23 protein-coding genes are annotated in these 21948 nt (G+C 64.4%); 7 read left to right on the top strand and 16 right to left on the bottom strand.

Features of this window, described 5'->3' with window-relative positions:
• The first annotated feature begins 118 nt into the window (after positions 1 to 118).
• Both arfA and B597_RS30580 read left to right on the top strand, forming a co-directional pair.
• A complete protein-coding gene (gene arfA / locus B597_RS30575; protein WP_003293902.1) occupies positions 119 to 277 on the top strand; it encodes an alternative ribosome rescue factor ArfA in 159 nt (52 codons plus the stop codon).
• 62 nt (positions 278 to 339) lie between these two features.
• Positions 340 to 1638 carry a lytic murein transglycosylase gene (locus B597_RS30580; RefSeq protein WP_003293900.1) on the top strand — a complete coding sequence of 433 codons (1299 nt, stop codon included), beginning with the start codon at positions 340 to 342 and terminating at the stop codon, positions 1636 to 1638.
• Positions 1639 to 1762: 124 nt separating this feature from the next.
• Here B597_RS30580 and B597_RS30585 read toward each other — a convergent pair whose 3' ends face one another.
• From B597_RS30585 to B597_RS30645, 13 genes are all read right to left on the bottom strand, one after another.
• Positions 1763 to 2107 carry a hypothetical protein gene (locus B597_RS30585; RefSeq protein WP_003293899.1) on the bottom strand — a complete coding sequence of 115 codons (345 nt, stop codon included), beginning with the start codon at positions 2105 to 2107 and terminating at the stop codon, positions 1763 to 1765.
• 225 nt (positions 2108 to 2332) lie between these two features.
• Positions 2333 to 3310 (bottom strand): lipoyl synthase, encoded by a 978-nt coding sequence (lipA, locus tag B597_RS30590; protein WP_003293898.1) that lies wholly within the window; start codon positions 3308 to 3310, stop codon positions 2333 to 2335.
• Positions 3303 to 3959 (bottom strand): lipoyl(octanoyl) transferase LipB, encoded by a 657-nt coding sequence (gene lipB, locus B597_RS30595; RefSeq protein WP_003293897.1) that lies wholly within the window; start codon positions 3957 to 3959, stop codon positions 3303 to 3305. The genes lipA and lipB overlap by 8 nt, the downstream gene beginning before the upstream one ends.
• A complete protein-coding gene (locus B597_RS30600; protein WP_003293895.1) occupies positions 3959 to 4243 on the bottom strand; it encodes a DUF493 domain-containing protein in 285 nt (94 codons plus the stop codon). The genes lipB and B597_RS30600 overlap by 1 nt, the downstream gene beginning before the upstream one ends.
• Before the next feature lie 65 nt (positions 4244 to 4308).
• The gene (locus B597_RS30605) at positions 4309 to 5436 is read right to left on the bottom strand and encodes a D-alanyl-D-alanine carboxypeptidase family protein (protein WP_419184906.1); all 1128 of its coding nucleotides are present in this window, start codon (positions 5434 to 5436) and stop codon (positions 4309 to 4311) included.
• Between the two features lie 77 nt (positions 5437 to 5513).
• Positions 5514 to 6509 (bottom strand): septal ring lytic transglycosylase RlpA family protein, encoded by a 996-nt coding sequence (locus B597_RS30610; RefSeq protein WP_003293890.1) that lies wholly within the window; start codon positions 6507 to 6509, stop codon positions 5514 to 5516.
• On the bottom strand, positions 6506 to 7489 hold the full coding sequence (gene mltB / locus B597_RS30615; RefSeq protein ID WP_024161809.1) for a lytic murein transglycosylase B: 984 nt from the start codon (positions 7487 to 7489) through the stop codon (positions 6506 to 6508). Before mltB ends, B597_RS30610 begins: the two co-directional genes overlap by 4 nt.
• A gap of 47 nt (positions 7490 to 7536) precedes the next feature.
• Positions 7537 to 8682 (bottom strand): rod shape-determining protein RodA, encoded by a 1146-nt coding sequence (gene rodA, locus B597_RS30620; RefSeq protein WP_003293888.1) that lies wholly within the window; start codon positions 8680 to 8682, stop codon positions 7537 to 7539.
• Positions 8679 to 10568 carry a penicillin-binding protein 2 gene (gene mrdA / locus B597_RS30625; protein ID WP_003293886.1) on the bottom strand — a complete coding sequence of 630 codons (1890 nt, stop codon included), beginning with the start codon at positions 10566 to 10568 and terminating at the stop codon, positions 8679 to 8681. The genes rodA and mrdA overlap by 4 nt, the downstream gene beginning before the upstream one ends.
• 18 nt (positions 10569 to 10586) lie before the next feature.
• On the bottom strand, positions 10587 to 11054 hold the full coding sequence (gene rlmH, locus B597_RS30630; protein WP_003293884.1) for a 23S rRNA (pseudouridine(1915)-N(3))-methyltransferase RlmH: 468 nt from the start codon (positions 11052 to 11054) through the stop codon (positions 10587 to 10589).
• Positions 11055 to 11056: 2 nt separating this feature from the next.
• Positions 11057 to 11416, bottom strand: a complete 360-nt coding sequence (rsfS, locus tag B597_RS30635; protein WP_003293882.1) for a ribosome silencing factor — start codon at positions 11414 to 11416, stop codon at positions 11057 to 11059.
• Between the two features lie 15 nt (positions 11417 to 11431).
• Positions 11432 to 12091 (bottom strand): nicotinate-nucleotide adenylyltransferase, encoded by a 660-nt coding sequence (gene nadD, locus B597_RS30640; RefSeq protein ID WP_003293881.1) that lies wholly within the window; start codon positions 12089 to 12091, stop codon positions 11432 to 11434.
• A complete protein-coding gene (locus B597_RS30645) occupies positions 12091 to 13356 on the bottom strand; it encodes a glutamate-5-semialdehyde dehydrogenase (protein ID WP_003293879.1) in 1266 nt (421 codons plus the stop codon). Before B597_RS30645 ends, nadD begins: the two co-directional genes overlap by 1 nt.
• 202 nt (positions 13357 to 13558) lie before the next feature.
• Here B597_RS30645 and B597_RS30650 point away from each other — a divergent pair, with 202 nt between their 5' ends.
• Entirely contained in the window at positions 13559 to 14878 is a 1320-nt protein-coding gene (locus tag B597_RS30650; RefSeq protein WP_003293878.1) for a bifunctional DedA family/phosphatase PAP2 family protein, read from the top strand.
• A gap of 176 nt (positions 14879 to 15054) precedes the next feature.
• Positions 15055 to 16806 carry a bifunctional alpha/beta hydrolase/class I SAM-dependent methyltransferase gene (locus tag B597_RS30655; protein ID WP_003293877.1) on the top strand — a complete coding sequence of 584 codons (1752 nt, stop codon included), beginning with the start codon at positions 15055 to 15057 and terminating at the stop codon, positions 16804 to 16806.
• 89 nt (positions 16807 to 16895) lie between these two features.
• Here the strand turns inward: B597_RS30655 and B597_RS30660 are convergent, their stop codons facing one another.
• The 3 genes from B597_RS30660 to B597_RS30670 are packed head-to-tail and all read right to left on the bottom strand — an operon-like array spanning position 16896 to position 18569.
• A complete protein-coding gene (locus B597_RS30660) occupies positions 16896 to 17480 on the bottom strand; it encodes an LON peptidase substrate-binding domain-containing protein (protein WP_024161810.1) in 585 nt (194 codons plus the stop codon).
• A gap of 10 nt (positions 17481 to 17490) precedes the next feature.
• A complete protein-coding gene (locus B597_RS30665; protein ID WP_003293874.1) occupies positions 17491 to 18207 on the bottom strand; it encodes an LrgB family protein in 717 nt (238 codons plus the stop codon).
• Complete coding sequence (locus B597_RS30670; RefSeq protein ID WP_003293873.1) at positions 18207 to 18569, bottom strand: CidA/LrgA family protein; 363 nt, start codon at positions 18567 to 18569, stop codon at positions 18207 to 18209. The genes B597_RS30665 and B597_RS30670 overlap by 1 nt, the downstream gene beginning before the upstream one ends.
• 215 nt (positions 18570 to 18784) lie before the next feature.
• On the opposite strand from B597_RS30670, the gene B597_RS30675 reads away from it, so the two are divergent.
• From B597_RS30675 to B597_RS30685, 3 genes are all read left to right on the top strand, one after another.
• On the top strand, positions 18785 to 19240 hold the full coding sequence (locus tag B597_RS30675; protein WP_003293872.1) for a MaoC family dehydratase: 456 nt from the start codon (positions 18785 to 18787) through the stop codon (positions 19238 to 19240).
• Between the two features lie 75 nt (positions 19241 to 19315).
• Positions 19316 to 20923, top strand: coding sequence for a C13 family peptidase (locus tag B597_RS30680; protein WP_024161811.1), 1608 nt, complete (start codon positions 19316 to 19318; stop codon positions 20921 to 20923).
• A 19-nt stretch (positions 20924 to 20942) separates the two neighbouring features.
• Positions 20943 to 21584, top strand: coding sequence for an oxidoreductase (locus B597_RS30685; RefSeq protein WP_003293869.1), 642 nt, complete (start codon positions 20943 to 20945; stop codon positions 21582 to 21584).
• Positions 21585 to 21948 lie beyond the last annotated feature (364 nt).

Consider the following 21948-nt stretch of genomic DNA (forward strand, 5'->3'; position numbering starts at 1 on the left):
GCTCCCAAGAGCATCAGCCGCAGAATCCGGATTCAAGCGTTACGGCCGTATCTGGACATTTCTTGCACAAGCCCTATGATGCCCTCGCCCGAACACGGGCCAGCAGGAGGGAAAGCAGATGAGTACACGCAAGAAACGGCCGAACAAGGCCAAGACCCTGGTCGCGCAACCGCTGTTCCGCCTCCGCCAGGAAACGCCGAAGAAAGGCAAAGGCAGCTACCGCCGTGAAGCCTCCCAGTCCACCAACTGGGAGGCTTCGGTCCTTCTGGCGGGCTGAAAAGCCAAGTCGCCGAAAGCGTGATAATGTCTGCGGCCGACGACACGTTTCGAGAGTGGTGCATGTATTACACCTTCGTCCCCGTTCTGCTGCTGCGCACCCTGGTCGCCGCTTCGGCGATGAGCCTGGTGGTCGCCTGCGCGGCCGAACCCCTGGCGCAGTCCAGCCTGCTCAGCAATGCCTCCGCCCCTGCCGGCCCGCGTAGCGATAACGCCGTCGTCGACGTTCGCGCGCAATCCACTCACCTCAGTTTCAGCCAGTGGCGCGAGCAGTTTCGCGCCGAGGCCCTGGCGGCCGGCATTTCCGCCGCCACCTTCGACCAGGCCTTTGCCGGCGTGCAGCCCGACCCCTCGGTGATCGAGGCCGACCGCAGCCAGCCGGAGTTCACACGTCCCGTATGGCAGTATCTGGAAGGCGCCATCTCGCCACAGCGCGTGCGCAGTGGTCGCCGCTTGCTGAGCGAGCATGCCGCCACACTGGATCAGATCGAGGCCCGCTACGGCGTCGATCGGGAAACACTGGTCGCCGTATGGGGGCTGGAAAGCAGCTTTGGCCAGATCATGGGGGACAAGTCGGTCATCCGTTCGCTGGCCACCCTAGCCCATGAAGGTCGCCGTCCGGCCTTCGCCAAAAGCCAGCTGATCGCCGCGCTGGAGATTCTGCAGCATGGCGACGTGTCGCCACAGCAGATGCGTGGTTCCTGGGCCGGAGCCATGGGCCAGACTCAATTCATCCCGACCACCTACAACACCCATGCCGTGGATTTCGATGACGACGGCAAACGTGACATCTGGAACAGCTCGGCTGACGCGCTGGCATCGGCAGCGCATTACCTGCAGGCATCCGGCTGGCAACAGGATCAGCCCTGGGGTTTCGAAGTGCAGCTGCCCGAGGGCTTCGATTACGCCCTGGCCGACAGCGCGATACGCAAACCGCTGGTCGAGTGGCGGCGGCTGGGCCTCGGCGGCATTCCCAGGGACCGGGACGAAGCCAGCGCCAGCCTGCTGCTACCGGCCGGACATCGCGGCCCGGCCTTCCTGGTCATGGACAACTTCCGCGCCACCCTGCGCTACAACAATTCCTCGGCCTATGCGCTGGCTATCGGCCTGCTGGCAGAGAGCTTCCAGGGCCAGGGCCGGATCAGTGGCAGCTGGCCACGTGGCGAGCAGCCGCTCAGCCGTTCCGAACGCCTGGAACTGCAGGAGCGCCTGGTCGAACAGGGCTTCGATCCGGGCATGCCGGACGGCATCATCGGTGCCAACACCCGCAAGGCGATCCGGGGCTTCCAGCAGCGCCTAGGCTGGCCGGCCGACGGGCACCCGACCCAGGAGCTGCTCGGCCGGCTGCGCGCCCAGCCTTGAGCGGGTGACTCCGGCTGCAGCGTGCTCACCCGACCCAGGGCCCGATGGCCTGATGCAGAAACAGAAAAGCCCCGGCAAGCATGGCCGGGGCTTTTTCGTTTTCAGCGAGAACAGCCAAAGCACATCAGTGCTTAACGGCAACCTCGTAGAGGTAGTCCGGGAGCGGATCGATGACGACCTGCTGTCCCTGGTAATGCGCCTGCACCGACTCGCGCGGTACCACACCATGCGGCACGCGCTGGTCGCCACCGAGACGCTGGCGCGCGCGGTAGTCGATCACGCAGCCATCCGCTTCGACCCAGAAGTGCGGCGATAGCACCTTACCGTCCAGCTCAACCTGCCCCAGCATCGCGCGGTATGGAATGTGCTGCCTGGCCAGACGCGTCACCACCAGACGGCTCATCGCATCGCATTCGACCTTCGCGGCGTCCAGATCGTCAAGCAGGCTCTTTAACTGGGGTTCGTTCATCTGCTGTGGCCCTCGGTTGGCCTCGTGGTGTAAACGAGCGCCACTATAGACCAAAGTCTAATGCGGTGAAATGCCGCAATTTCCCTGCCAACCGCATCGCGACAACCGGAAACCCCGATGGCAGACGGCAACTGCAGAACCGTAGCAGGCCCTGAACGAACAAAACCGCGCAAACAACCGAGTTGCCGCGCGGTCATGACTGCCGCTTCGAAGGGAGCCTTCGGACTAGTCCTGCCTGGCTCCATGCGCCTGCTGATCGGCGTGGTACGACGAGCGTACCAGCGGACCCGAGGCGATATTCTTGAAGCCCATTTTCATCCCCTCTTCGGCAAACCAGGCGAAGGTATCGGGATGGACGAAGCGCTGCACCGGCAGGTGGCTGCGCGACGGTTGCAGGTACTGCCCGAGGGTGAGCATGTCGATGTCGTGCTCGCGCATGCGATGCATGACCTCGATGACCTCCTCGTCGGTTTCACCCAATCCAAGCATCAGTCCCGACTTGGTCGGTACGCCCGGGACGCGCTGCTTGAACTTCTCAAGCAGGTCGAGCGACCACTCGAAATCCGACCCCGGACGCGACGACTTGTACAAACGCGGAACCGTTTCCAGGTTGTGGTTGAACACATCCGGCGGCTCGCTGGCGGTAATCTCCAGCGCGATATCCATGCGTCCGCGATAGTCCGGCACCAGGGTTTCCAGCTGGATGGACGGCGACAGCTTGCGGATCTCGCGCAGGCAATCGGCGAAATGCTGGGCACCGCCGTCGCGCAGATCGTCGCGGTCCACCGAGGTGATCACCACGTATTTCAAGCGCATGTCGGCGATCGCCTGGGCCAGGTTCTTCGGCTCGTCAGGGTCCAGCGCATTGGGGCGGCCATGACCGACGTCGCAGAACGGGCAGCGACGGGTACAGATGTCGCCCATGATCATGAACGTGGCGGTCCCGCTGGAGAAGCACTCGCCCAGGTTCGGGCAGGAGGCTTCTTCGCAGACACTGTGCAGCTTGTGCTTGCGCAGTGTTTGCTTGATCTGATCGACCTCGGGCGAAACCGGAATACGCACGCGAATCCAGTCAGGCTTCTTCGGCAGTTCTTCAGTGGGGATGATCTTCACCGGAATCCGCGCAACCTTCTCGGCACCGCGCAGCTTGACACCAGCCTCGACCTTGGCCGGGCGCTTGCCTGCCGTTTCTACACTACTCATATGCTTCGATTCCGCCCGCGAGGGTCTTCTGTTGCGTGTAGCCGAGCTGCCGGACCAGTTGCTCGCGCAGCTTCTCGGCCACGTCGGAAATGTCGATCGGCCCGATCAAGTCACGCAATTGGGTCATTGGCAACCCTGCGTAACCGCAGGGATTGATGCGCCGGAAAGGCTCGAGGTCCATGTCCACGTTCAGCGCCAGGCCGTGGAAAGACCGGCCATTGCGAATGCGCAGGCCCAGGGATGCGATCTTCGCACCGCTGACGTAAACACCCGGTGCATCCGGCTTGGCTATCGCCGTAACACCGTAACTGGCCAGCAGCTCTACCAGGCTGTTCTCGATACGGCTCACCAGTTCGCGCACACCGATCCCGAGCCGGCGCACGTCAAGCAGCAGGTAGCCGACGAGCTGGCCTGGCCCGTGATAGGTCACCTGGCCTCCTCGATCGACCTGCACCACCGGAATCTCGCCGGGAAACAGCAGATGCTCGGCCTTGCCGGCCTGGCCCTGGGTGAAAACGGGAGGATGCTGAAGCAACCAGATCTCGTCCGCGCTGTCGGGGCCGCGCTTATTGGTGAAATGCTGCATGGCCTGCCAGGCAGTTCGGTACTCGAGCAGACCGAGGTCACGCACGCCCACATCGTGGGTCATCACAGCACCATGTGAACACGGCCGGTGGCCCGCAGATCGACATGAATGGCCTGCAGTTGCTCGACACCGGTAGCCGTGATCAGCACCTGCAGCGAAAGGAAACGGCCATTTCGGCTGTCGCGGGTGACAACAGTGGTTTCGTCGAAATCCGGCGCATGGCGCTGGATGACCTCAATCACCACTTCGCGAAAGTCCTCGCCGGCGTCGCCGATCACCTTGATCGGGTAGCGCTCACAGGGAAAATCGATCTTGGGTGCAGCTATATCGTCTTGGCTATCGGTCATGGCGTAACAGGCTCGTGACCCGCACGTGCGCCGCGGCGGGATCAGCCGGGCGCACTCGAGCGTGGTCAGTTGAACAGGCTGAAGAAGAACAGGCGAATGCTATCCCAAAAACGGCGGAACAGCCCACCCTCTTCTACGGTTTCCAGCGCAATCAGATCAGTGCTGCGGACCACCTTGTCGTCCAGCTTGACCTCCACCTTGCCTATCACGTCGCCCTGCTGGACCGGCGCGGTCAGCGTGCCGGTGAAGCTCATGACCGCTTGCAGTTTTTCCGCCTGGCCACGCGGCAGAGTCATGGTCAGATCCTCTGCCAGACCGGCTTTGATCTTGTCCTGCTGCCCTTTCCAGACCTGCGCCTGCGCCAGTTCGGCCCCCTTCTCATAGAAGGTGCGGGTTTCGAAGAAGCGGAATCCGTAGGTCAGCAGCTTCTGAGTCTCGGCAGCACGAGCCTGCTCGCTGCTGGTGCCGAATACCACCGAGATCAGGCGCATGTTGTCACGCACCGCGGAAGCCACCAGGCAGTAGCCAGCCTCTTCGGTATGCCCGGTCTTCAGGCCGTCGACGGTCTTGTCGCGCCACAACAGCAGATTGCGGTTGGGCTGCTTGATGTTGTTCCAGAAGAATTCCTTTTGCGCATAGATCGCATAGTGCGCCGGGTCCTCGTGGATGATCGCGCGGGCCAGCTTGCCCATGTCGTTGGCCGATGAGTAGTGGTCCGGATCCGGCAGGCCGGTGGCATTGACGAAGTGGCTGTTGGTCATGCCCAGACGCTGAGCGGTGCTGTTCATCAGGTCGGCAAACGCTTCCTCGCTACCGGCGATGTACTCGGCCATCGCCACGCTGGCATCGTTGCCCGACTGGATGATGATGCCGTGCAGCAGGTCGTCCACCGAAACCTGGGTATTGACCTGAATGAACATGCGCGAACCGCCAGTACGCCAGGCCTTCTCGCTTACCGTGACCATGTCAGCGTCACTGATCTGGCCTTTCTTGATCTCCAGCGTGGCGATGTAGGCGGTCATCAGTTTGGTCAGGCTGGCCGGTGGCAGGCGCTCGTCGCCATTGTGCTCGACCAGCACCTCACCACTGGCGGCGTCCATCAGCATGTAGGACTTGGCAGCCAGCTGCGGAGCCGACGGCAGCATTTGGGCCGCCCAGACGGTCGGAGCGACCGCCAGCAGAGTCAGTACCATGAAGCGTTGCACGAGGCTGGTGATGTTCATCCGAATCCCAATTAAGTCAGGTAAAACAAAGCAAGAATTGCAAACGGTCAATCGGCAGAAACCCGCCGCGGCTGTCCGAGATTGGCCAGGCGAACGCTCTGCTCGAGCTGCGTGGCCTCATCTGGCGTGTCGATAGGTCCCAAGCGCACCCGATGCAGGGTCTGCTGGTTGTGTACCACCGAGCTGATGAATACCGGTGCGGACACTACACCACTCAGCTTGTCCTTGAGCAGCTGCGCTGCATCCGGATTGGCGAAGGCGCCCACCTGGAGAAACAGGCCACCCGCTGCGGACGAAGCGTCCTTTCCTGCATCGACCTCCAGCGGCACCGTGACCGCAGCGTGCTGCCGAGGCGGTGGCGTGTACTGCTCGATCGGTTGGGCGATGGTGCCGGACGGCGGCTTGGCAGCGGCCATCTGCGGCTGCGCCATCATCGTCGGCACCGGCCGACCCTGATCGGCCCACCACTGCTGCGGATCGATCCCCTCGACCTTCACCCTGGCGGTGCCGCTATCGGCGTAGCCGAGCTTTTTCGCGGCCGCAAAGGACAGGTCGATGATCCTGTCCGAGTAGAACGGACCACGGTCGTTGACCCGCAATGTCACGCTGCGCCCGTTGTCCAGGTTGGTCACCTTGACATACGTGGGCAGCGGCAAGGTCTTGTGCGCCGCACTCATGCCGTACAGATCGTACTTCTCGCCATTGGCCGTGGGCTGCCCATGGAACTTGGTGCCGTACCAGGACGCGGTACCCGTCGCCGAGTAGCGGCGACCGTCGCTGATAGGGAAGTAGGTCTTGCCCAGCACTGTATAGGGATTGGCCTTGACAGGCCCGTAATGGGGCATCGGAACGGCATCGGGAATCTGCGAAACGTCGACGTCCCACCAGGGCGCGCCGTCCTTGTGCGGACGGCTGTAGTCGCCCGGCCCGCTGATGCCGCTGCTCTTGCCGGGCATGCCGCTGGGCGCAGGCGTGGATGAACAGCTTGCCAGCAGCACAGCAGTCACGGTCAGGCCGAGCAGCCTGCTCCAGAGAAGGTTCATTGTTCGCGTTCGCCCCGCGCTTCGGCCAGCAACTGGGACAGCTGATGCACGGCCATGGCGTACATCACGCTGCGGTTATAGCGGGTGATGACATAGAAGTTCGGCAGACCCACCCAGTATTCGTCGCCCTCGGCGCCGTCCAGCCGGAAGGCGGTCACGGCCGTCTCGTCAGCCACGGCCGGGTTGAACGACCAACCCAGACTGCGCATCTCGCCCGCGTTCTTCTGCGACTCGAGCCCGACGGTGAGTCCTTCTTCGTGGCGTTCGCCCGATACCTCGGCGCGGGCCACGACGGACCCGTTGGCGGTCCAGCCATGCTGTTTGAAGTAACTGGCGGCACTGCCGATGGCGTCGGCCGGATTGTTCCAGATATTGATATGGCCATCACCGTCGAAGTCCACGGCATATGCGCGGAAACTGCTCGGCATGAACTGCGGCAAGCCCATGGCGCCAGCATAGGAACCCTTCAGCGACAGCGGATCGACCTGCTCCTCCCGGGCCAGCAGCAGAAACTCCTTGAGCTGCTGACGGAAGAAAGGCTGTCGCGGCGGATAGTCGAAGCCCAGGGTCGAAAGCGCATCGATGACCCGGTGGCTGCCGGTGTTGCGCCCATAGAAGGTTTCCACGCCGATGATCGCCACGATGACTTCCGCCGGCACGCCGTATTCGGCCTCGGCACGCGACAACGTCTCTTCATTCTGCCGCCAGAAGTCGACGCCCTGGGCGATACGCGACTCGGTGAGGAAGATCGGCCGGTACTCCTTCCACGGCTTGACCCGCTCGGCCGGACGCGAAATGGCGTCGAGGATCGCCTGCTTGCGTTCGGCCTGGGCGAACAGATCGTGCAACTGTTCGCTGACGAACCCATAGTCACGGGTCATCTCCGCGATGAACTCGTCCACGTTCGGACCGACGTAATCCGCGGCCTGCAGCGGCAGACTACCGAGCACAGCGCCGGCCAAGCCCACGCCCCCGAGCATCCGTGCCACCCAGCCACGCCGTAATGAAATCAACAAATTCACTCTCGTCAAACCTGCGCGATCCACTTGCGATGGGTGTGGATCGACATCAAAACCCCGAACCCTGACAACAGGGTCACTAGCGAAGTTCCGCCATAACTGATGAAGGGCAGCGGCACGCCCACGACCGGCAACAGTCCACTGACCATACCGATATTGACGAAAACGTAAACAAAGAAGGTCATCGTCAACGCACCGGCCAGCAGTTTTCCGAACAGAGTCTGTGCCTGCACGGTGATCACCAGCCCCCGGGTGATCAGCAACCCATAGACCAGCAGAAGCAGGCAGACGCCGACCAGGCCGAACTCTTCGGCAAGCACGGCGATGATAAAGTCCGTATGGCTTTCCGGCAAAAAATCCAGGTGCGACTGGGTGCCGGCCAGCCAGCCCTTGCCGAAGACGCCCCCGGAGCCGATCGCCGCCTTCGACTGGATGATGTTCCAGCCGGTGCCCAGCGGATCGCTTTCGGGATCGAGGAACGTCAGCACACGCTGTTTCTGGTAGTTGTGCAGGACGAAGAACCACATCGCCACGGCGATCGGCACGACTGCCGCGACGGCGCCGATGATCCAGCGCCAGCGCAACCCAGCGATGAACAGCACGAAGGCGCCGGAGGCGAGGATCAACAACGAGGTACCCAGGTCCGGCTGCTTGAGGATCAACACGAACGGAACGAAGATCAGCGACAGGCTGATGACCGTGTGCTTGAGGCTCGGTGGCAGGCTACGCGTGGACAGGTACCAGGCGATGGTCATCGGCATGATGATCTTCATGAACTCCGAGGGCTGGAAGCGGATCACCCCAGGAATGTTGATCCAGCGCGTGGCGCCCATTGCGGTATGGCCGGCAACCTCCACCGCCACCAGCAGCGCCACCACCGCGAGATAGCCAAGCGGGACCCAGCGTGCCATGAAGCGCGGCTCGAACTGCGCGATCACCAGCATGGCACCGAGACCGAGACCGAAGGAGCTCGCCTGCTTTATGACCAAGTCCCAGTTCTTGCCGCTGGCCGAATAGAGGACGAACAGGCTGCCGGCGGCCAGCACCAGCAGCAGCACCAGCAGCAGCCCGTCGATGTGCAGCCGCTGCAGCAGGCTGGCGCGGCGGCGCAACACATCCTCGCGCGACAAGGACCGATCGAAATTACCACTCATTGCTGGACCTCTTCGGCACTCACCGGCGGCGCGAACTCGGGCTTGAGCTTGCCGTCCTTGCCCAACAGCCAGGCGTCCATGACCTGCTTGGCCACGGGTGCGGCGACGCCGGAACCGGATTCGCCATTTTCCACCATCACCGCGACCGCGATCTGCGGGTCATGCACCGGGGCGAACGCGACGAACAGGGCATGGTCACGATGCCGCTCGGCCAATTTGGCACTGTCGTACTTCTCCCCCTGGCGAATCGCCACGACCTGCGCAGTACCGCTTTTTCCGGCAATGCGATAGGCCGCGCTGTCGCCGACCTTGCGCGCCGTGCCGCGCGCGCCATGCAGCACCTGCTCCATGCCGTGCGTTGCGTAATCCCAGAAGCGGGGATCGCGCAACTGGATGTCCGGCACCGGGTCCGGGTCTACCGGCGGCTCGCCTCCAATGCTGCGAGCCAGATGCGGGCGGATCCACTTGCCGCGTGTCGCCACCAGGGCGGTAGCCTGGGCCAGTTGCAGCGGAGTGGCCTGCATGTATCCCTGGCCAATGCCGAGAATGACCGTCTCGCCGGGGTACCAGGACTGGCGGTAGCGCGCGCGCTTCCATTCGCGCGACGGCATCAGGCCGGCGGTCTCCTCGTGCATGTCCAGCGACACGCGCTGACCCAGGCCGAAACGGGTCATGTAGTCGTGCATGCGGTCGACGCCCAGCTTGTGGGCCATGTCATAGAAGTAGGTGTCGTTGGATCGGGCGATGGCCAGATCGAGATTCACCCAGCCGTCGCCGCTGCGGTTCCAGTTGCGGTACTTGTGCTGCACGTTGGGCAACTGGAAGTAGCCCGGATCGAATACCCGGCTGGCCGGGGTGATCACGCCGGCATCGAGTCCGGCGATGGCCATCATCGGCTTGATCGTCGAGCCCGGCGGATACAGGCCGCGCAACACACGGTTGTACAGCGGCCGGTCGATGGAATCGCGCAGCTCGCCATAGTCCTTGAAACTGATGCCGGTGACGAACAGGTTGGGGTCGAAGCTCGGCTGGCTGACCATCGCCAGCACCTCGCCGGAGTCCGGCAACAGCGCGACGATCGCGCCGCGACGCCCGCCCAGCGCGGCTTCCGCAGCCTCCTGCAGATCGAGGTCGAGGGACAGCGTGATGTCCTTGCCCTGTATCGGGTCGGTTCGCTTGAGCACCCGCAGGACCCTGCCGCGCGCATTGGTCTCGACTTCCTCGTAGCCGACCCGGCCATGCAGCTCGTCTTCGTAGAATTTCTCGATACCGGTCTTGCCGATGTGATGCGTACCGCTGTAATTGACCGGATCGAGCTGCTTGACCTCCTGCTCGTTGATTCGCCCGACGTAGCCCACCGAGTGCGCGAAGTGCGGCCCCTGCGGGTAATGCCGCACCAGCTGCGCCGCCACCTCGACGCCGGGCAGACGGAACTGGTTCACGGCGATGCGTGCAATCTGCTCCTCCGACAGCTCGTACATGATCGGTACCGGCTCGAACGGCCGCCGGCCCTGCAGCACGCGCTTCTCGAACAGCCCGCGCTCCTCCTCGCTCAGCTCCAGTATCTCGACCACCGAGTCAAGCACGACCCGCCAGTCGCCGGCACGCTCACGGGTGACCGTCAGGCTGAAACTGGGCCGGTTGTCGGCGATGACACGTCCCTGCCGATCGAAGATCAACCCGCGGCTGGGCGGAATCGGCTGCACATGGACGCGGTTGTTCTCCGACAGCGTCGAATGGTGTTCGAACTGGATCACCTGCAGGTAGTACATCCGCGCCACCAGCACACCGATCAACAGCAAGACGAACACAAGACCCACGGTGACACGCCGGCGCACCAGCACGGCGTCCTTCTCGTGGTCCTTGAGCTGAATCGGTTGCGGCATGTCGGGGGGGTTCGCGTACTACTTGTGATAGGGATGCCCGGACAACAACGTCCAGGCACGATAAATCTGCTCGCCGATCAGGATCCGCACCAGCGGGTGCGGCAGCGTCAGCGGAGACAGCGACCAGCGCTGCTCGCTGCGCGCGCAGACTTCCGGTGCCAGGCCTTCCGGCCCGCCAACCATCAGGTTGACGTTGCGCGCATCGAGCCGCCAGCGCTCCAGTTCCGCCGCCAGCTGCTCGGTGCTCCAGGGCTTGCCGTGCACTTCCAGCGTGACGATGCGCTCGCCCGGCTGAACCCTGCCCAGCATGGCCTCGCCTTCCTGGCGAATCAACCGCGCAACGTCGGCGTTCTTGCCGCGGGTGTTGAGCGGAATTTCGTGCAGTTCCAGCGGCAGCTCGGACGGCAGACGCCTGGCATACTCCTGCCAGCCGTCCTCGACCCAGCGCGGCATCTTCGAGCCGACCGCAATCAGCTTGATCCGCACGCTTACTCCGCGTCGTTGGCGTGTTGCGCGCGGCTCTGCTCGGCACCCTGCCAGAGACGCTCCAGGTCGTAGAACTGGCGGGTCGGCACCTGCATCACGTGTACGACGACGTCGTCCAGGTCGAGCAGCGCCCACTCACCGCCCTCAAGCCCTTCACTGCCGAGCGGGCGCACGCCTTGTTCCTTGACCTTTTCCAGCACGTTCTCGACAAGCGACTTGACGTGGCGGCTGGAGCTGCCGCTGGCGATGATCATGTAATCGGTGACGCTGGTCTTGCCGCGAACATCGATGGTGGTGATGTCTTGACCCTTCAGGTCTTCCAGGGCGGAGATCGCCAGCTTGACCAAATCTTCAGTTTGCATAACGTGAAAAAAACCTCAGTTCGACGCCCGGTACAGTCCGTGCGCGTTGATATAAGCCAAGACGGCGTCGGGAACCAGAAATCGGACCGACTTGCCGCTGGCCAGCAATTGGCGAATCTGTGTCGCCGACACTTCCAGCGGTGTCTGCCAGACGAAGGCGATCTGACCGCTGCCGCCGCACAACGCCTGCGGGTCCGGCACGCTGCGTCCAGCGAGCAGATCGCGCAGCGCCTGCGGCGCCTCGGTGCCGGCATCCGGTCGCTGCAGGACCAGAATATGGCAGTAATCGAGCAACTCCTCCCAACGATGCCAGGTTGGCAACCCGCAGAAGGCGTCCCAGCCCACCACCAGCAGCAGCTGGTCGTCGGCATTCAGCTCGGCGCGCAGGGAAATCAGCGTGTCGATGGTGTAGGACGGCTTTTCCCGCTCCAGCTCGCGCGCATCCACGCACAGCGGGGGCAGGTCCTGCACGGCCAGACGGACCATCGCCAGGCGATCCTGCGCCGAGCAGTTGGGGGTATCGCGGTGCGGCGGTCGGGCATTGGGAATCAGCCGCAGCTCGTCGAGGCCGAACATCTCGGCCACTTCCAGCGCGCCGCGCAGGTGACCGATATGAACCGGATCGAAGGTGCCGCCGAGAATGCCGATGCGCCGGACGCCGCTTCCCTGACTCATCAGGTACGGACGTGGCCGTCGCCGAAAACCACGTACTTCTCGCTGGTCAGCCCTTCCAGGCCGACCGGGCCGCGAGCGTGCAGCTTGTCGGTGGAGATGCCGATCTCCGCGCCCAGGCCGTACTCGAAACCATCGGCGAAGCGTGTCGAGGCATTGACCATCACCGATGCCGAATCCACTTCGGTGAGGAAGCGCCGGGCATCACTGAAGTTCTCGGTCACGATCGCATCGGTGTGTTGCGATCCATAGCGATTGATGTGCTCGATGGCCTCGTCCAGCGAGTCGACGATGCGGATCGACAGGATCGGCGCGTTGTATTCGGCGGACCAGTCTTCCTCGCGGGCCTCCAGCACTTCGCTGCCGAGCAGCGCACGGGTCCGCGCACAGCCACGCAGCTCGACGCCCTTCTCGCGGTAGATGGCCGCCAGTGGCGGCAGCACCTGCTCGGCGATGTGCTGGTGCACCAGCAGCGTTTCCATGGTGTTGCATGGAGCGAAGCGCTGGGTCTTGGCGTTGTCGGCGATGCGGATGGCCTTGCCCGCATCGGCGGCCACATCGATGTAGACATGGCACACGCCGTCCAGGTGCTTGATCACCGGCACGCGGGCATCGCGACTGATGCGCTCGATCAGCCCCTTGCCACCGCGCGGCACGATCACGTCCACGTATTCCGGCATGCTGATCAGCGCGCCGACCGCGGCCCGGTCAGTGGTTTCCACGACCTGCACGGCGGCTGCCGGCAGTCCGGCTTCGGCCAGACCGTGCTGGATGCAGCGGGCAATGGCCTGGTTGGAGTGAATGGCCTCGGAGCCGCCGCGCAGGATGGTCGCATTGCCCGACTTCAGGCACAGGCTGGCGGCATCGATGGTCACATTGGGGCGCGACTCGTAGATGATGCCGACCACGCCCAGCGGCACGCGCATCTTGCCGACCTGAATACCGGACGGCATGTAGCGCATGTCGCGAATCTCGCCGATCGGGTCCGGCAGCGCGGCGACCTGGCGCAGCCCTTCGATCATGCCGTCGATCACCTTTGGCGTCAGCGCCAGGCGATCGAGCATCGCGGCGTCCAGGCCACTGGCACGGCCACCGGCGAGATCAAGCTCATTGGCACGTTGCAATTCCTCGCGGGCGGCGTCGAGCGCGGCGGCGGCAGCCTGCAGGGCACGGTTCTTCTGCGCGGTACTGGCACGCGCAAGCACCCGTGAGGCCTCGCGCGCGGCGCGGCCCAGGCGGGTCATGTAATCGAGTACGGACTCGGTCATGGGTCTAGCTGGCCTGACTGAAGGGAAAGCCGCTGATTATAGCCACCCCGACCGTCCGCGCACAGCGGCGCCCGGCGAAAGGAGCGTAATTGCCCGCTGTTGCCGCTGCGTGGGCCGCCAGCCGGCGGGGTATCATCGGCGCGCAGGAAACCCGTTGCCCTTTCGTCAGGTCGAAAGGCGACCCCGACGCAAGGAAACATCCATGGGCCAATGGCTCGGCACCTTCACTGACTGGCTCGCCATCCACCCTCAATGGCTGGGCCTGGCGCTGCTCATCGTCGCCTGCCTGGAATGCCTGGCCGTGATCGGCCTGGTCATCCCCGGCACCGTACTGACTTTCACGATTGCCGTGCTGGCGGGCAGCGGTGTGCTGACGCTCGCGCAAACGCTGACCCTCGGCTTCCTCGGCGGACTGCTCGGCGACTTGCTTTCCTATGCCCTGGGCCGGCGCTATCACCAGGGCATCCGCAGCCTGCCCGGCCTGTGTGAGCATCCCGAATGGCTAATGCGTGCCGAACATTACTTCCAGCGCTACGGTGTCGCCAGCCTGCTGGTCGGCCGTTTCATCGGTCCCCTGCGACCGATGCTGCCGATGACCGCCGGAATGCTCGACATGCCCTTCGGGCGCTTCCTGCTGGTCAGCCTGTGTGCCGCTGCCGGCTGGTCGATGGCCTACCTGCTGCCCGGCTGGAGCGCCGGTGCCGCCATGCGCCTGCCGCTGGCCGAGGGTTTCTGGAGCGAAGCCGCGGTCGTCGTCGCTGCGCTGCTCGTGCTGATCGGTGTAACCGTATTCGGCAGCCTGCGGCAGTTACGCTGGGTCAGCGCACTGTCGGCCGGACTCAGCATGATCTTGCTGCTCGGCCTGTTTTTCGGCTGGCCGCACCTGAAGGAGCTCGACGAAGGGCTGCTCGCGGTCATCCAGGGCGAGCGCAGCGCGACGTTCGACAGGGTGATGGTGGTCATCACCCGAGCCGGTGATTTCCATACCCAGCTGTGGGCCGCGGCCCTGCTGTGCGTACTGCTCCTGGCGCTGCGCCAGTGGCGCACGGCAACGTTCGCCATCCTCACGCTGCTGGGCACAGCCCTGGCCAACGGCGCACTGAAAGCCACCTTCGCCCGAATTCGCCCGGAAGTGCTGATGGAGCCACTGAGCACCTATAGCTTCCCCAGCGGGCACAGCTCCGCGGCGTTCGCCTTCTTCCTCACCCTCGGCGTACTCGCCGGCCGCAACCAGCCGCCGCGACTGCGCCTGACCTGGCTACTGCTGGCCAGCCTGCCGGCGACGGCGATCGCGCTCTCGCGGGTTTACCTCGGCGTCCACTGGCCCACCGACGTCACCGCCGGTGCCCTGCTCGCCGCCGGCATCTGCGCGACGAGCCTGACCCTCGTGCAATGGCGCAGCCCTCTGAGCGCCATGCCGCCGCGCGTCTGGTGGCTGATCCTGCCGGCGTGCCTGGGCCTGATCGGCGCGTACAGCGTCTGGGCCCTGCCAGGGGCGATGCAGATGTATCACTATCAGTGACCCCCGCAGCGAACTGACGACCCGCGCCCGGATTCTTCACCCGAACCCAGCAGAATGTGCGGGGCTTCCTTGCGTCCAGCGCAGCATCCACCGAGAGTCCGGCCAACGGCAGAGCAGGCTTCTGCCGTTGGGTTTTCGGAAAACTCGGCACACTGCCCAAGGACTGGATGATCCCCATGCGCGAAGCAAGACTACTGACCTTCAGCACTCACGACGCGAGCGAACTTCACTACCGTCACTGGCCGGCAACATCGCCCACCGAGACACGCCGCGCCATCGTGATGTTTCACCGAGGACACGAGCACTCGGCCCGCCTGGCCCACCTCGTCGATGAACTGGAGCTTCCCGACTGCGATTTCTTCGCATGGGACGCGCGCGGACACGGCCTGTCGCCTGGCGCTCGCGGAGACAGCCCGGGCTTTGCGACGAGCGTGCGAGACGTGCAGACGTTCATCGACCACATCGGCGCGGTCCACCACGTCGCAGAAGAAAACCTGGCGGTCGTTGCGCAAAGCGTAGGAGCGGTGATCGTTTCGACATGGGTCCATGACTACGCCCCGAGAATCCGGGCGCTGGTACTGGCGTCACCAGCATTCGAAGTGAAGCTGTACGTACCGTTCGCCCGGACAGGGTTAACGCTCATGCGGGCGCTTCGTGGCAACTTCTTCGTCAACAGCTACGTCAAGGCCCGTTTCCTGACGCACGACCCCGAACGGATTCGCAGCTACCAGCAGGACCCGCTCATTGCCAGGGCCATTTCCGTCGACATGCTCCTCGGATTGCACGAGGCTGGCCGGCGCACCGTCGCGGATGCACAGGCGATCCAGGTCCCGACCCAACTGCTGATCTCCGGGGCAGACTTCGTCGTCGAACGCAAACCGCAGCTCGCGTTCTTCGAAAGGCTCGGATGCCTGCGCAAGGAAAAGCACATCCTGCCCGGCTTCTTCCACGACACGCTTGGCGAGCGGGATCGCCACCAGGCCACAGGTCGGGTCCGTCGTTTCATCCGCCACAACTTCGATACGCCGATGGCGCGCCCGTCGCTCCTCGATGCGGACCGAATCGGCCCGATGTGTGCCGAAGCGGAAGCACTGGCCGCCCCCGTGGCGCCCAATTCCATACAGGGATGTTACTGGCGCGCCATGCGTGCCGGGATGCATCTGGGCGCCCGGCTTTCGCATGGGCTGAAGCTCGGTATCGAAACCGGCTTCGATTCCGGCAGCACGCTCGACTACGCCTACCAAAACACGCCGACCGGCCTGACCGTCCTGGGCCGCAAGATCGACCAGCTTTATTTGAACGCCATTGGCTGGCGAGCGATACGTCCGAGAAAACGGCATATAGAAGAGCTGTTGCGCGTGGCGATCAGCCGCCTGCGAAGCAGCGACGAGCCGGTACATATCGTGGACATCGCCGCCGGTCACGGGCGCTACATCCTCGAAGCGGTAAAAGGCCTCGAAGAGCGCCCGGCGTCCATTCTTCTGCGCGACTACAGCGACGCCAACGTACGCCATGGCAGTGCCCTGATTCAGACGAATGGTCTCGACGAGATCGCCCGCTTCATCAAGGCTGATGCATTCGACCAGGCAGGGCTGGCGGCACTTTCACCGCGCCCCACGCTAGCCGTGGTATCCGGGCTCTACGAGCTGTTCGCTGACAACCAGTTGGTCGGCCGCTCCCTGGCCGGCCTCGTCGATGCGCTGCAGCCCGGCGGGTACCTGATCTACACCGGTCAACCCTGGCATCCACAGCTGAAGCTCATAGCCCGAGCGCTCACCAGCCACCGGGACGGACAGGCATGGGTGATGCGCCGCCGCACACAGGCCGAAATGGACCAACTGGTAGCGGCAGCAGGGCTGCTGAAAATCACGCAGCGTATCGATGACTGGGGCATCTTCACGGTGTCGCTGGCGCAGAAACCTTACTGACAGCTCATCGTTCGCGCTGCCGACAGCATGACCGGCGATGCTGCCCTCGACGCGGCGCGCGCGCCGGGCAACGCCCGCGAGGGCCAGCCTTACGCCCCGTCCTGCAATCGCTCCAGCAGGTTCTGGATCTGCTCGAGCTGCCGCTCAGGCTCGTCCAGCCCGAGCAGCTCGATCTTCTGCTCAGGCTCGAATGGCAGCAGATAGGCCAGCTGATTGGCCAGGCTCGCCTGATCGCCCACGGCACCGCCCAGGCCGAGGGTTTTCACCATCGGGTGCTGACCGAGCGCTTCGAGCAGCACCAGCAGATCGGCGTGTCGCGCAGCCAGCGGCCGGGCATCGGCCTCGCCGCGCCAGGCCACCTGGGCAACGGCCAACTGGTCACGCATTACCTCGTGCGACTCCACCTCGAAGCGCCGCCCGCCTTCGACCCGGATGCCCAGCAAGCCGTTGGGCAGTTGCTGCCAGTCGCGAATCAGCGCTTCGCAACCGATGCGGGCAAAGGATGCCGGTGCCGCGCCGACTTCACTGCCGTCGAGGATATGCACCACGCCGAAGCCGTGCCCGGCCTTCAGGCACTGGCTGACCATGTCGAGATAGCGCGCCTCGAAGATCTGCAGGTCGAGCACACAGCCGGGAAACAGCACGGTATCCAGCGGAAACAACGGCAATCTCATGCGGACTCCATCAAAGCAGCAAGGCAACCGCCAGCGGCAGCAGCACCGCGGTCAATACTCCCATCAGGCTCATGGCCAGGGCGGCGAAAGCACCGCACTCGTCGCTTTCCTGCAACGCCTGTGCGGTTCCCACGGCGTGAGCGGTCAGGCCCAGCGCAATGCCGCGGGCCGCAGGATGCTGAACGCCAAAGCGGCGCAACAGTTCCGGACCGAGGATCGCACCGAGCACGCCGGTGATCATCACGAACACGGCGGCCAGGGCCACCACCCCACCGATCTGCTCGGCCACCAGCATGGCGATCGGCGAAGTCACCGACTTCGGCGCCAGCGTCATCAGGATCATCCGGTCGGCCCCGAACGCCCACGCCAGGGCCATCCCCAGCGCCGTGGCGAATGCCCCTGCCAGCAGCAGAGTGATAACGATCGGACCGAACAGTTCGCGAATACGCCGCAGGTTCAGGTACAGCGGTACGGCCAGCGCAACGGTGGCCGGCCCCAGCAGGATCGTCAGCCATTGCGCGCTGATGCGGTATTCGTCGTAGTCGATTCCGCACAACAGCAGAATGCCGACGACCAGCGTCATCGACACCAGCACCGGCTGCAGGAACACCCAGCGGGTTTTCTCGTAAGCCGCGAACGCCAGCTGAAAGGCCGCCAGGGTGATGCCCACGCCGAACAGCGGATGGTGGATCAGGGCCTGCCACGCCGCCTGCCAGTGCAACTCCATCATGCGCCCTCCTGGCGACGCTGCTTGCGTCGGATCAGCGCCTGCATCAGCCAGCCGGTAAACACCAGCGAGACCAGCAGTGAAACCACCAGCACGCCGACAATGGCCCAGAAGTCATCGAGGATCGCCCCGGTATAGGCCATCACACCGACTGCCGGCGGCACCAGCAACAGCGGCAGGTAACGCAGCAGGCTGCTGGCCGCCAACTGCAGCGACTGGCTGGCATGTCCGCGCGCCAGCAGCCCGGCGAACAGCAGCACCAGGCCGATGATGGGCCCCGGCAGCATGGGCAGGAACAGCACGTTGAGCACGGTGCCGAGCAACTGGAACACGACAAGCCAGGTCAGGCCTCTGAGCAGCATGGGAGCCTCCCGCAAATTGCGCCAGTATAAAGGGCAACGCTGGCGACCGCCCGCGCCGCGATATGACGGGCCATTCGCCACGCCGATGCTGGTTTGCCGTGGTTGCCGCACGTGCTGATCTAGGCCCCGTACAAAAGGCCCGCTGCCCGTCTGGGGCCGAGGGCCGCATCTCGAACCGCATTCGTGAACAAACACAAGAACAATCGGGAGGACACATGCCACAGGTACCCGTCGCACAGCTCAAGGATTACATCGGCAAGGAACTGGGCCACTCCGACTGGCTGACCGTCGATCAGCAGCGCGTCGACCGGTTCGCCGACTGCACCGGCGATCACCAATTCATCCATGTGGATGCCGAAAAGGCCGCACAGACCCCATTCGGCGGCACCATCGCCCATGGTTTCCTCTCGCTGTCGCTGCTGCCAATGTTGTCCGGGAATCTCATGATCGTGCCCGAAGGCACCCGAATGGGCGTCAACTATGGCCTCGACAGCCTGCGTTTCATTCAGCCGGTTCGGGTCGGCTCGCGTGTTCGCCTGGCGCTGACTTTGCTCGACGCCTATGAAAAGAATCCGGGCCAATGGCTGCTCAAGGCGCGCGCCGTCATGGAAATCGAGGGATCGGAAAAACCCGCATACATCGCCGAAACCCTGGCGCTGTGCGTGCTCTGATTCAGCTGCGGACGATTGTCGCAGCCCGCCCGGTTTACGGCATACTGCGGACTCCTGCCCTGAGCGGATGTCCGCATGCTTCGCCTCGTCCCGTTACTGCTGATCGGCCTGCTCACCGCCTGCGGTGAAGGCGAGCCCCTTGCCCCCGCCAATGCCGTATTGCCTGACGGCGGCCGCTATCGCGGCGAGATCGTCGACGGACTGCTCCAGGGCAGCGGCCGCATCGACTACCCCAACGGCAGCTATTACCTCGGGCAGTTCGAGGACGGCCAATGGCATGGCCTCGGTACCTGGCACAGCGCAACCGGCGATCGCTACGAGGGCGAGTTCAGGCACGGCCTGTTCGACGGGCTCGGTCGCTTCAGCTATGCCGAAGGCGGCGTCTACGAAGGGGAATTTCGCAACAACCTCTATCACGGCCAGGGCAGCCTGGAATATGCCGATGGCTACAGCCATCGGGGCCAGTTCAGCCAAGGCCAACCGGAGGGTCCAGGCATCCGCAGCGACGCCGACGGCCAGCTCAGCGGCCAGTTCCATGGCGGCAGCCTGAATGGCGAAGGCCGCTACGTGAGCAGCCAGGGGGATCGCTACGAGGGCGCATTCGAGAACGACCGGTTTCACGGCCAGGGCCGCTACGAGGACGCCGAGGGCAACGTCTGGAACGGCAACTTCGCCGCCGACGAACTGAACGGCAGCGGCACCCACGTCGCCCGTGACGGCAGCCGCTACGCCGGCCAGTTTCGCAGCTGGCGCTACCATGGCCAGGGCCGTCTCGAGCGGGCCGACGGCAGCCATTACACCGGCACTTTCCAGCACGGGCGCTTTTCCGGCGAAGGCGTACTGACGCTGGCCGACGGCACGCAACAGCAAGGCACCTGGCGTGACGGCCGGCGAATCCGCGACGAGCAGGGCCGGGCACTTCCCGACCCACTGGAACTCGCGCTGCTCAACCAGGGCCGCCTGCTCGATGAGGCCATCGCCGCGCTGCCCGAATCGAGTGCTGCGCCTGAACTGTATTCGCTCGCCATCGCGGGCGACGGCCGGCAGAGCGTGTTCCTGCGCGAGACCGACTATGTCCAGCAACTGCTTGCCGAACGCTTCGCCGCACACGGCCAGATCAGCCTGGTCAACCACCGCGACCGGCTCGCCGACCGGCCACTGGCGACCCGCGAGAACCTGGCCCGCGCCATCCGCGCGCTGGCCGAGCGCAGCGGCGAGGAAGACCTGATCTTTCTCTATCTCACCAGCCACGGCTCCGCCGATCACGAACTGGTGTTGAATCAACCGCGGCTGACGCTGGACGACCTGCCCGCCGGAGACCTGGCGCAACTGCTCGCGCCACTCGCCGAGCGCAAGACCATTGTGGTGATATCGGCCTGCTATTCGGGCGGTTTCATCGATCCGCTGAAGAACGAGCAGACACTGATCATGACGGCCGCGCGCGCCGACCAGGTGTCCTTCGGCTGCTCCGAAGAAAGCGACTTCACCTATTTCGGCCGCGCATTGTTCGCCGAGGCACTGCAGGAAACCGACGATATCGTGCAGGCGTTCAGCCTGGCAGCGGCAAAGGTTGCCGAACGCGAGCAGGCCGACGACTATCAGGCATCGGAACCGCAATTATGGGCACCTGAACCGGTCGTCCGGCGCTGGCAGGAACTGCAGCAATGGCGAACCGCCCAATGATCGCCACAGGAGCACAACCATGTATCTGACGCCACAGCGCATTCTGCTTGCCGGCGCCACCGGACTCACTGGCGAGCACCTGCTCGATCGATTGCTCAACGAACCCACCGTCGAACGGGTACTGGCGCCCACCCGCAAGCCATTGGCGGCGCATGCGCGACTGGAGAACCCGGTCGGCGAACTGCTGCCATTGCTTTTGCAACTGACGGGACAGATCGACACCGCCTTCTGCTGCCTGGGCAGCACGCTCAAGCAGGCTGGTACTCAGGACGCCTTCCGCGCCATCGACCATGACCTGGTGGTGGCCTTCGCCCGCAGGGCAAGGGACATGGGGGCGCGCCATCTGCTGGTGATCAGCTCGCTGGGGGCCAACCCGGAAAGCTCGATTTTCTATCTCAAGGTCAAGGGCGAGATGGAGATGGCGCTGCAGCAGCAGGACTGGCCGCAGCTGACCATCGCCCGCCCCTCGCAACTGCTCGGCCCTCGCCTGGAGCTGCGCCTGAGCGAGCGCATCGCCGCGCCGCTCTCGCAACTGCTGCCCGGCAAATATCACGGCATCGAAGCCTGCACCCTGGCCCGCGCACTGTGGCGACTGGCGCTGGAAGAAGGCGACGGCGTGCGCATCGTCGAATCGGATGAGTTGAGAAGGCTGGGGAAGTAGGCTTCCGGCAGTCCTTCGGACCGCATCGCCGCGAGGGCGCGCCTCCCACGGGGCTCGCTGCACCCGACGCTCTTGCGGGAGGCCCGCCCTCGGGGCGAGCTTTTGCGGCTGGCGGGTCGTGGCTGCTACCTGCTTTCGAGCGACGTAGGGTGGATGTCGCTTTTCACATCCACCACGCTCTGGCTCGGTGGATCGGTGGCTCGGTGAGACGTGATCCATCCACGATCAGTGACGACTGGCGCCGGAAGAAGGCGACGGCGTGCGCATCGCGAATCGGATGAGTTGAGAAGGCTGGGGAAGTAGGCTGCCGGCAGCCCGTCGGAACGCATCGCCGCGAGGGCGCGCCTCCCACGGGGCTCGCTGC

Source organism: Stutzerimonas stutzeri KOS6, assembly GCF_000307775.2.
Lineage (GTDB): Bacteria > Pseudomonadota > Gammaproteobacteria > Pseudomonadales > Pseudomonadaceae > Stutzerimonas > Stutzerimonas stutzeri_B.

Excerpts from the sequence above, each read along its gene's own strand:
- B597_RS30610 (WP_003293890.1), bottom strand. The coding sequence starts at position 6,509 with ATGAACCTTCTCTGGAGCAGGCTGCTCGGCCTGACCGTGACTGCTGTG.
- rodA (WP_003293888.1), bottom strand. The coding sequence starts at position 8,682 with ATGAGTGGTAATTTCGATCGGTCCTTGTCGCGCGAGGATGTGTTGCGC.
- B597_RS30670 (WP_003293873.1), bottom strand. The coding sequence starts at position 18,569 with ATGCTGCTCAGAGGCCTGACCTGGCTTGTCGTGTTCCAGTTGCTCGGC.
- lipA (WP_003293898.1), bottom strand. The coding sequence starts at position 3,310 with ATGAGTAGTGTAGAAACGGCAGGCAAGCGCCCGGCCAAGGTCGAGGCT.
- mltB (WP_024161809.1), bottom strand. The coding sequence starts at position 7,489 with ATGCTCGGGGGCGTGGGCTTGGCCGGCGCTGTGCTCGGTAGTCTGCCG.
- B597_RS30655 (WP_003293877.1), top strand. The coding sequence starts at position 15,055 with ATGCGCGAAGCAAGACTACTGACCTTCAGCACTCACGACGCGAGCGAA.
- B597_RS30580 (WP_003293900.1), top strand. The coding sequence starts at position 340 with ATGTATTACACCTTCGTCCCCGTTCTGCTGCTGCGCACCCTGGTCGCC.
- B597_RS30605 (WP_419184906.1), bottom strand. The coding sequence starts at position 5,436 with ATGGTACTGACTCTGCTGGCGGTCGCTCCGACCGTCTGGGCGGCCCAA.
- B597_RS30665 (WP_003293874.1), bottom strand. The coding sequence starts at position 18,207 with ATGGAGTTGCACTGGCAGGCGGCGTGGCAGGCCCTGATCCACCATCCG.
- B597_RS30650 (WP_003293878.1), top strand. The coding sequence starts at position 13,559 with ATGGGCCAATGGCTCGGCACCTTCACTGACTGGCTCGCCATCCACCCT.
- lipB (WP_003293897.1), bottom strand. The coding sequence starts at position 3,959 with ATGACCCACGATGTGGGCGTGCGTGACCTCGGTCTGCTCGAGTACCGA.
- B597_RS30675 (WP_003293872.1), top strand. The coding sequence starts at position 18,785 with ATGCCACAGGTACCCGTCGCACAGCTCAAGGATTACATCGGCAAGGAA.
- arfA (WP_003293902.1), top strand. The coding sequence starts at position 119 with ATGAGTACACGCAAGAAACGGCCGAACAAGGCCAAGACCCTGGTCGCG.
- B597_RS30660 (WP_024161810.1), bottom strand. The coding sequence starts at position 17,480 with ATGAGATTGCCGTTGTTTCCGCTGGATACCGTGCTGTTTCCCGGCTGT.
- mrdA (WP_003293886.1), bottom strand. The coding sequence starts at position 10,568 with ATGCCGCAACCGATTCAGCTCAAGGACCACGAGAAGGACGCCGTGCTG.
- rsfS (WP_003293882.1), bottom strand. The coding sequence starts at position 11,416 with ATGCAAACTGAAGATTTGGTCAAGCTGGCGATCTCCGCCCTGGAAGAC.
- B597_RS30600 (WP_003293895.1), bottom strand. The coding sequence starts at position 4,243 with ATGACCGATAGCCAAGACGATATAGCTGCACCCAAGATCGATTTTCCC.
- nadD (WP_003293881.1), bottom strand. The coding sequence starts at position 12,091 with ATGAGTCAGGGAAGCGGCGTCCGGCGCATCGGCATTCTCGGCGGCACC.
- B597_RS30645 (WP_003293879.1), bottom strand. The coding sequence starts at position 13,356 with ATGACCGAGTCCGTACTCGATTACATGACCCGCCTGGGCCGCGCCGCG.
- B597_RS30585 (WP_003293899.1), bottom strand. The coding sequence starts at position 2,107 with ATGAACGAACCCCAGTTAAAGAGCCTGCTTGACGATCTGGACGCCGCG.
- B597_RS30685 (WP_003293869.1), top strand. The coding sequence starts at position 20,943 with ATGTATCTGACGCCACAGCGCATTCTGCTTGCCGGCGCCACCGGACTC.
- B597_RS30680 (WP_024161811.1), top strand. The coding sequence starts at position 19,316 with ATGCTTCGCCTCGTCCCGTTACTGCTGATCGGCCTGCTCACCGCCTGC.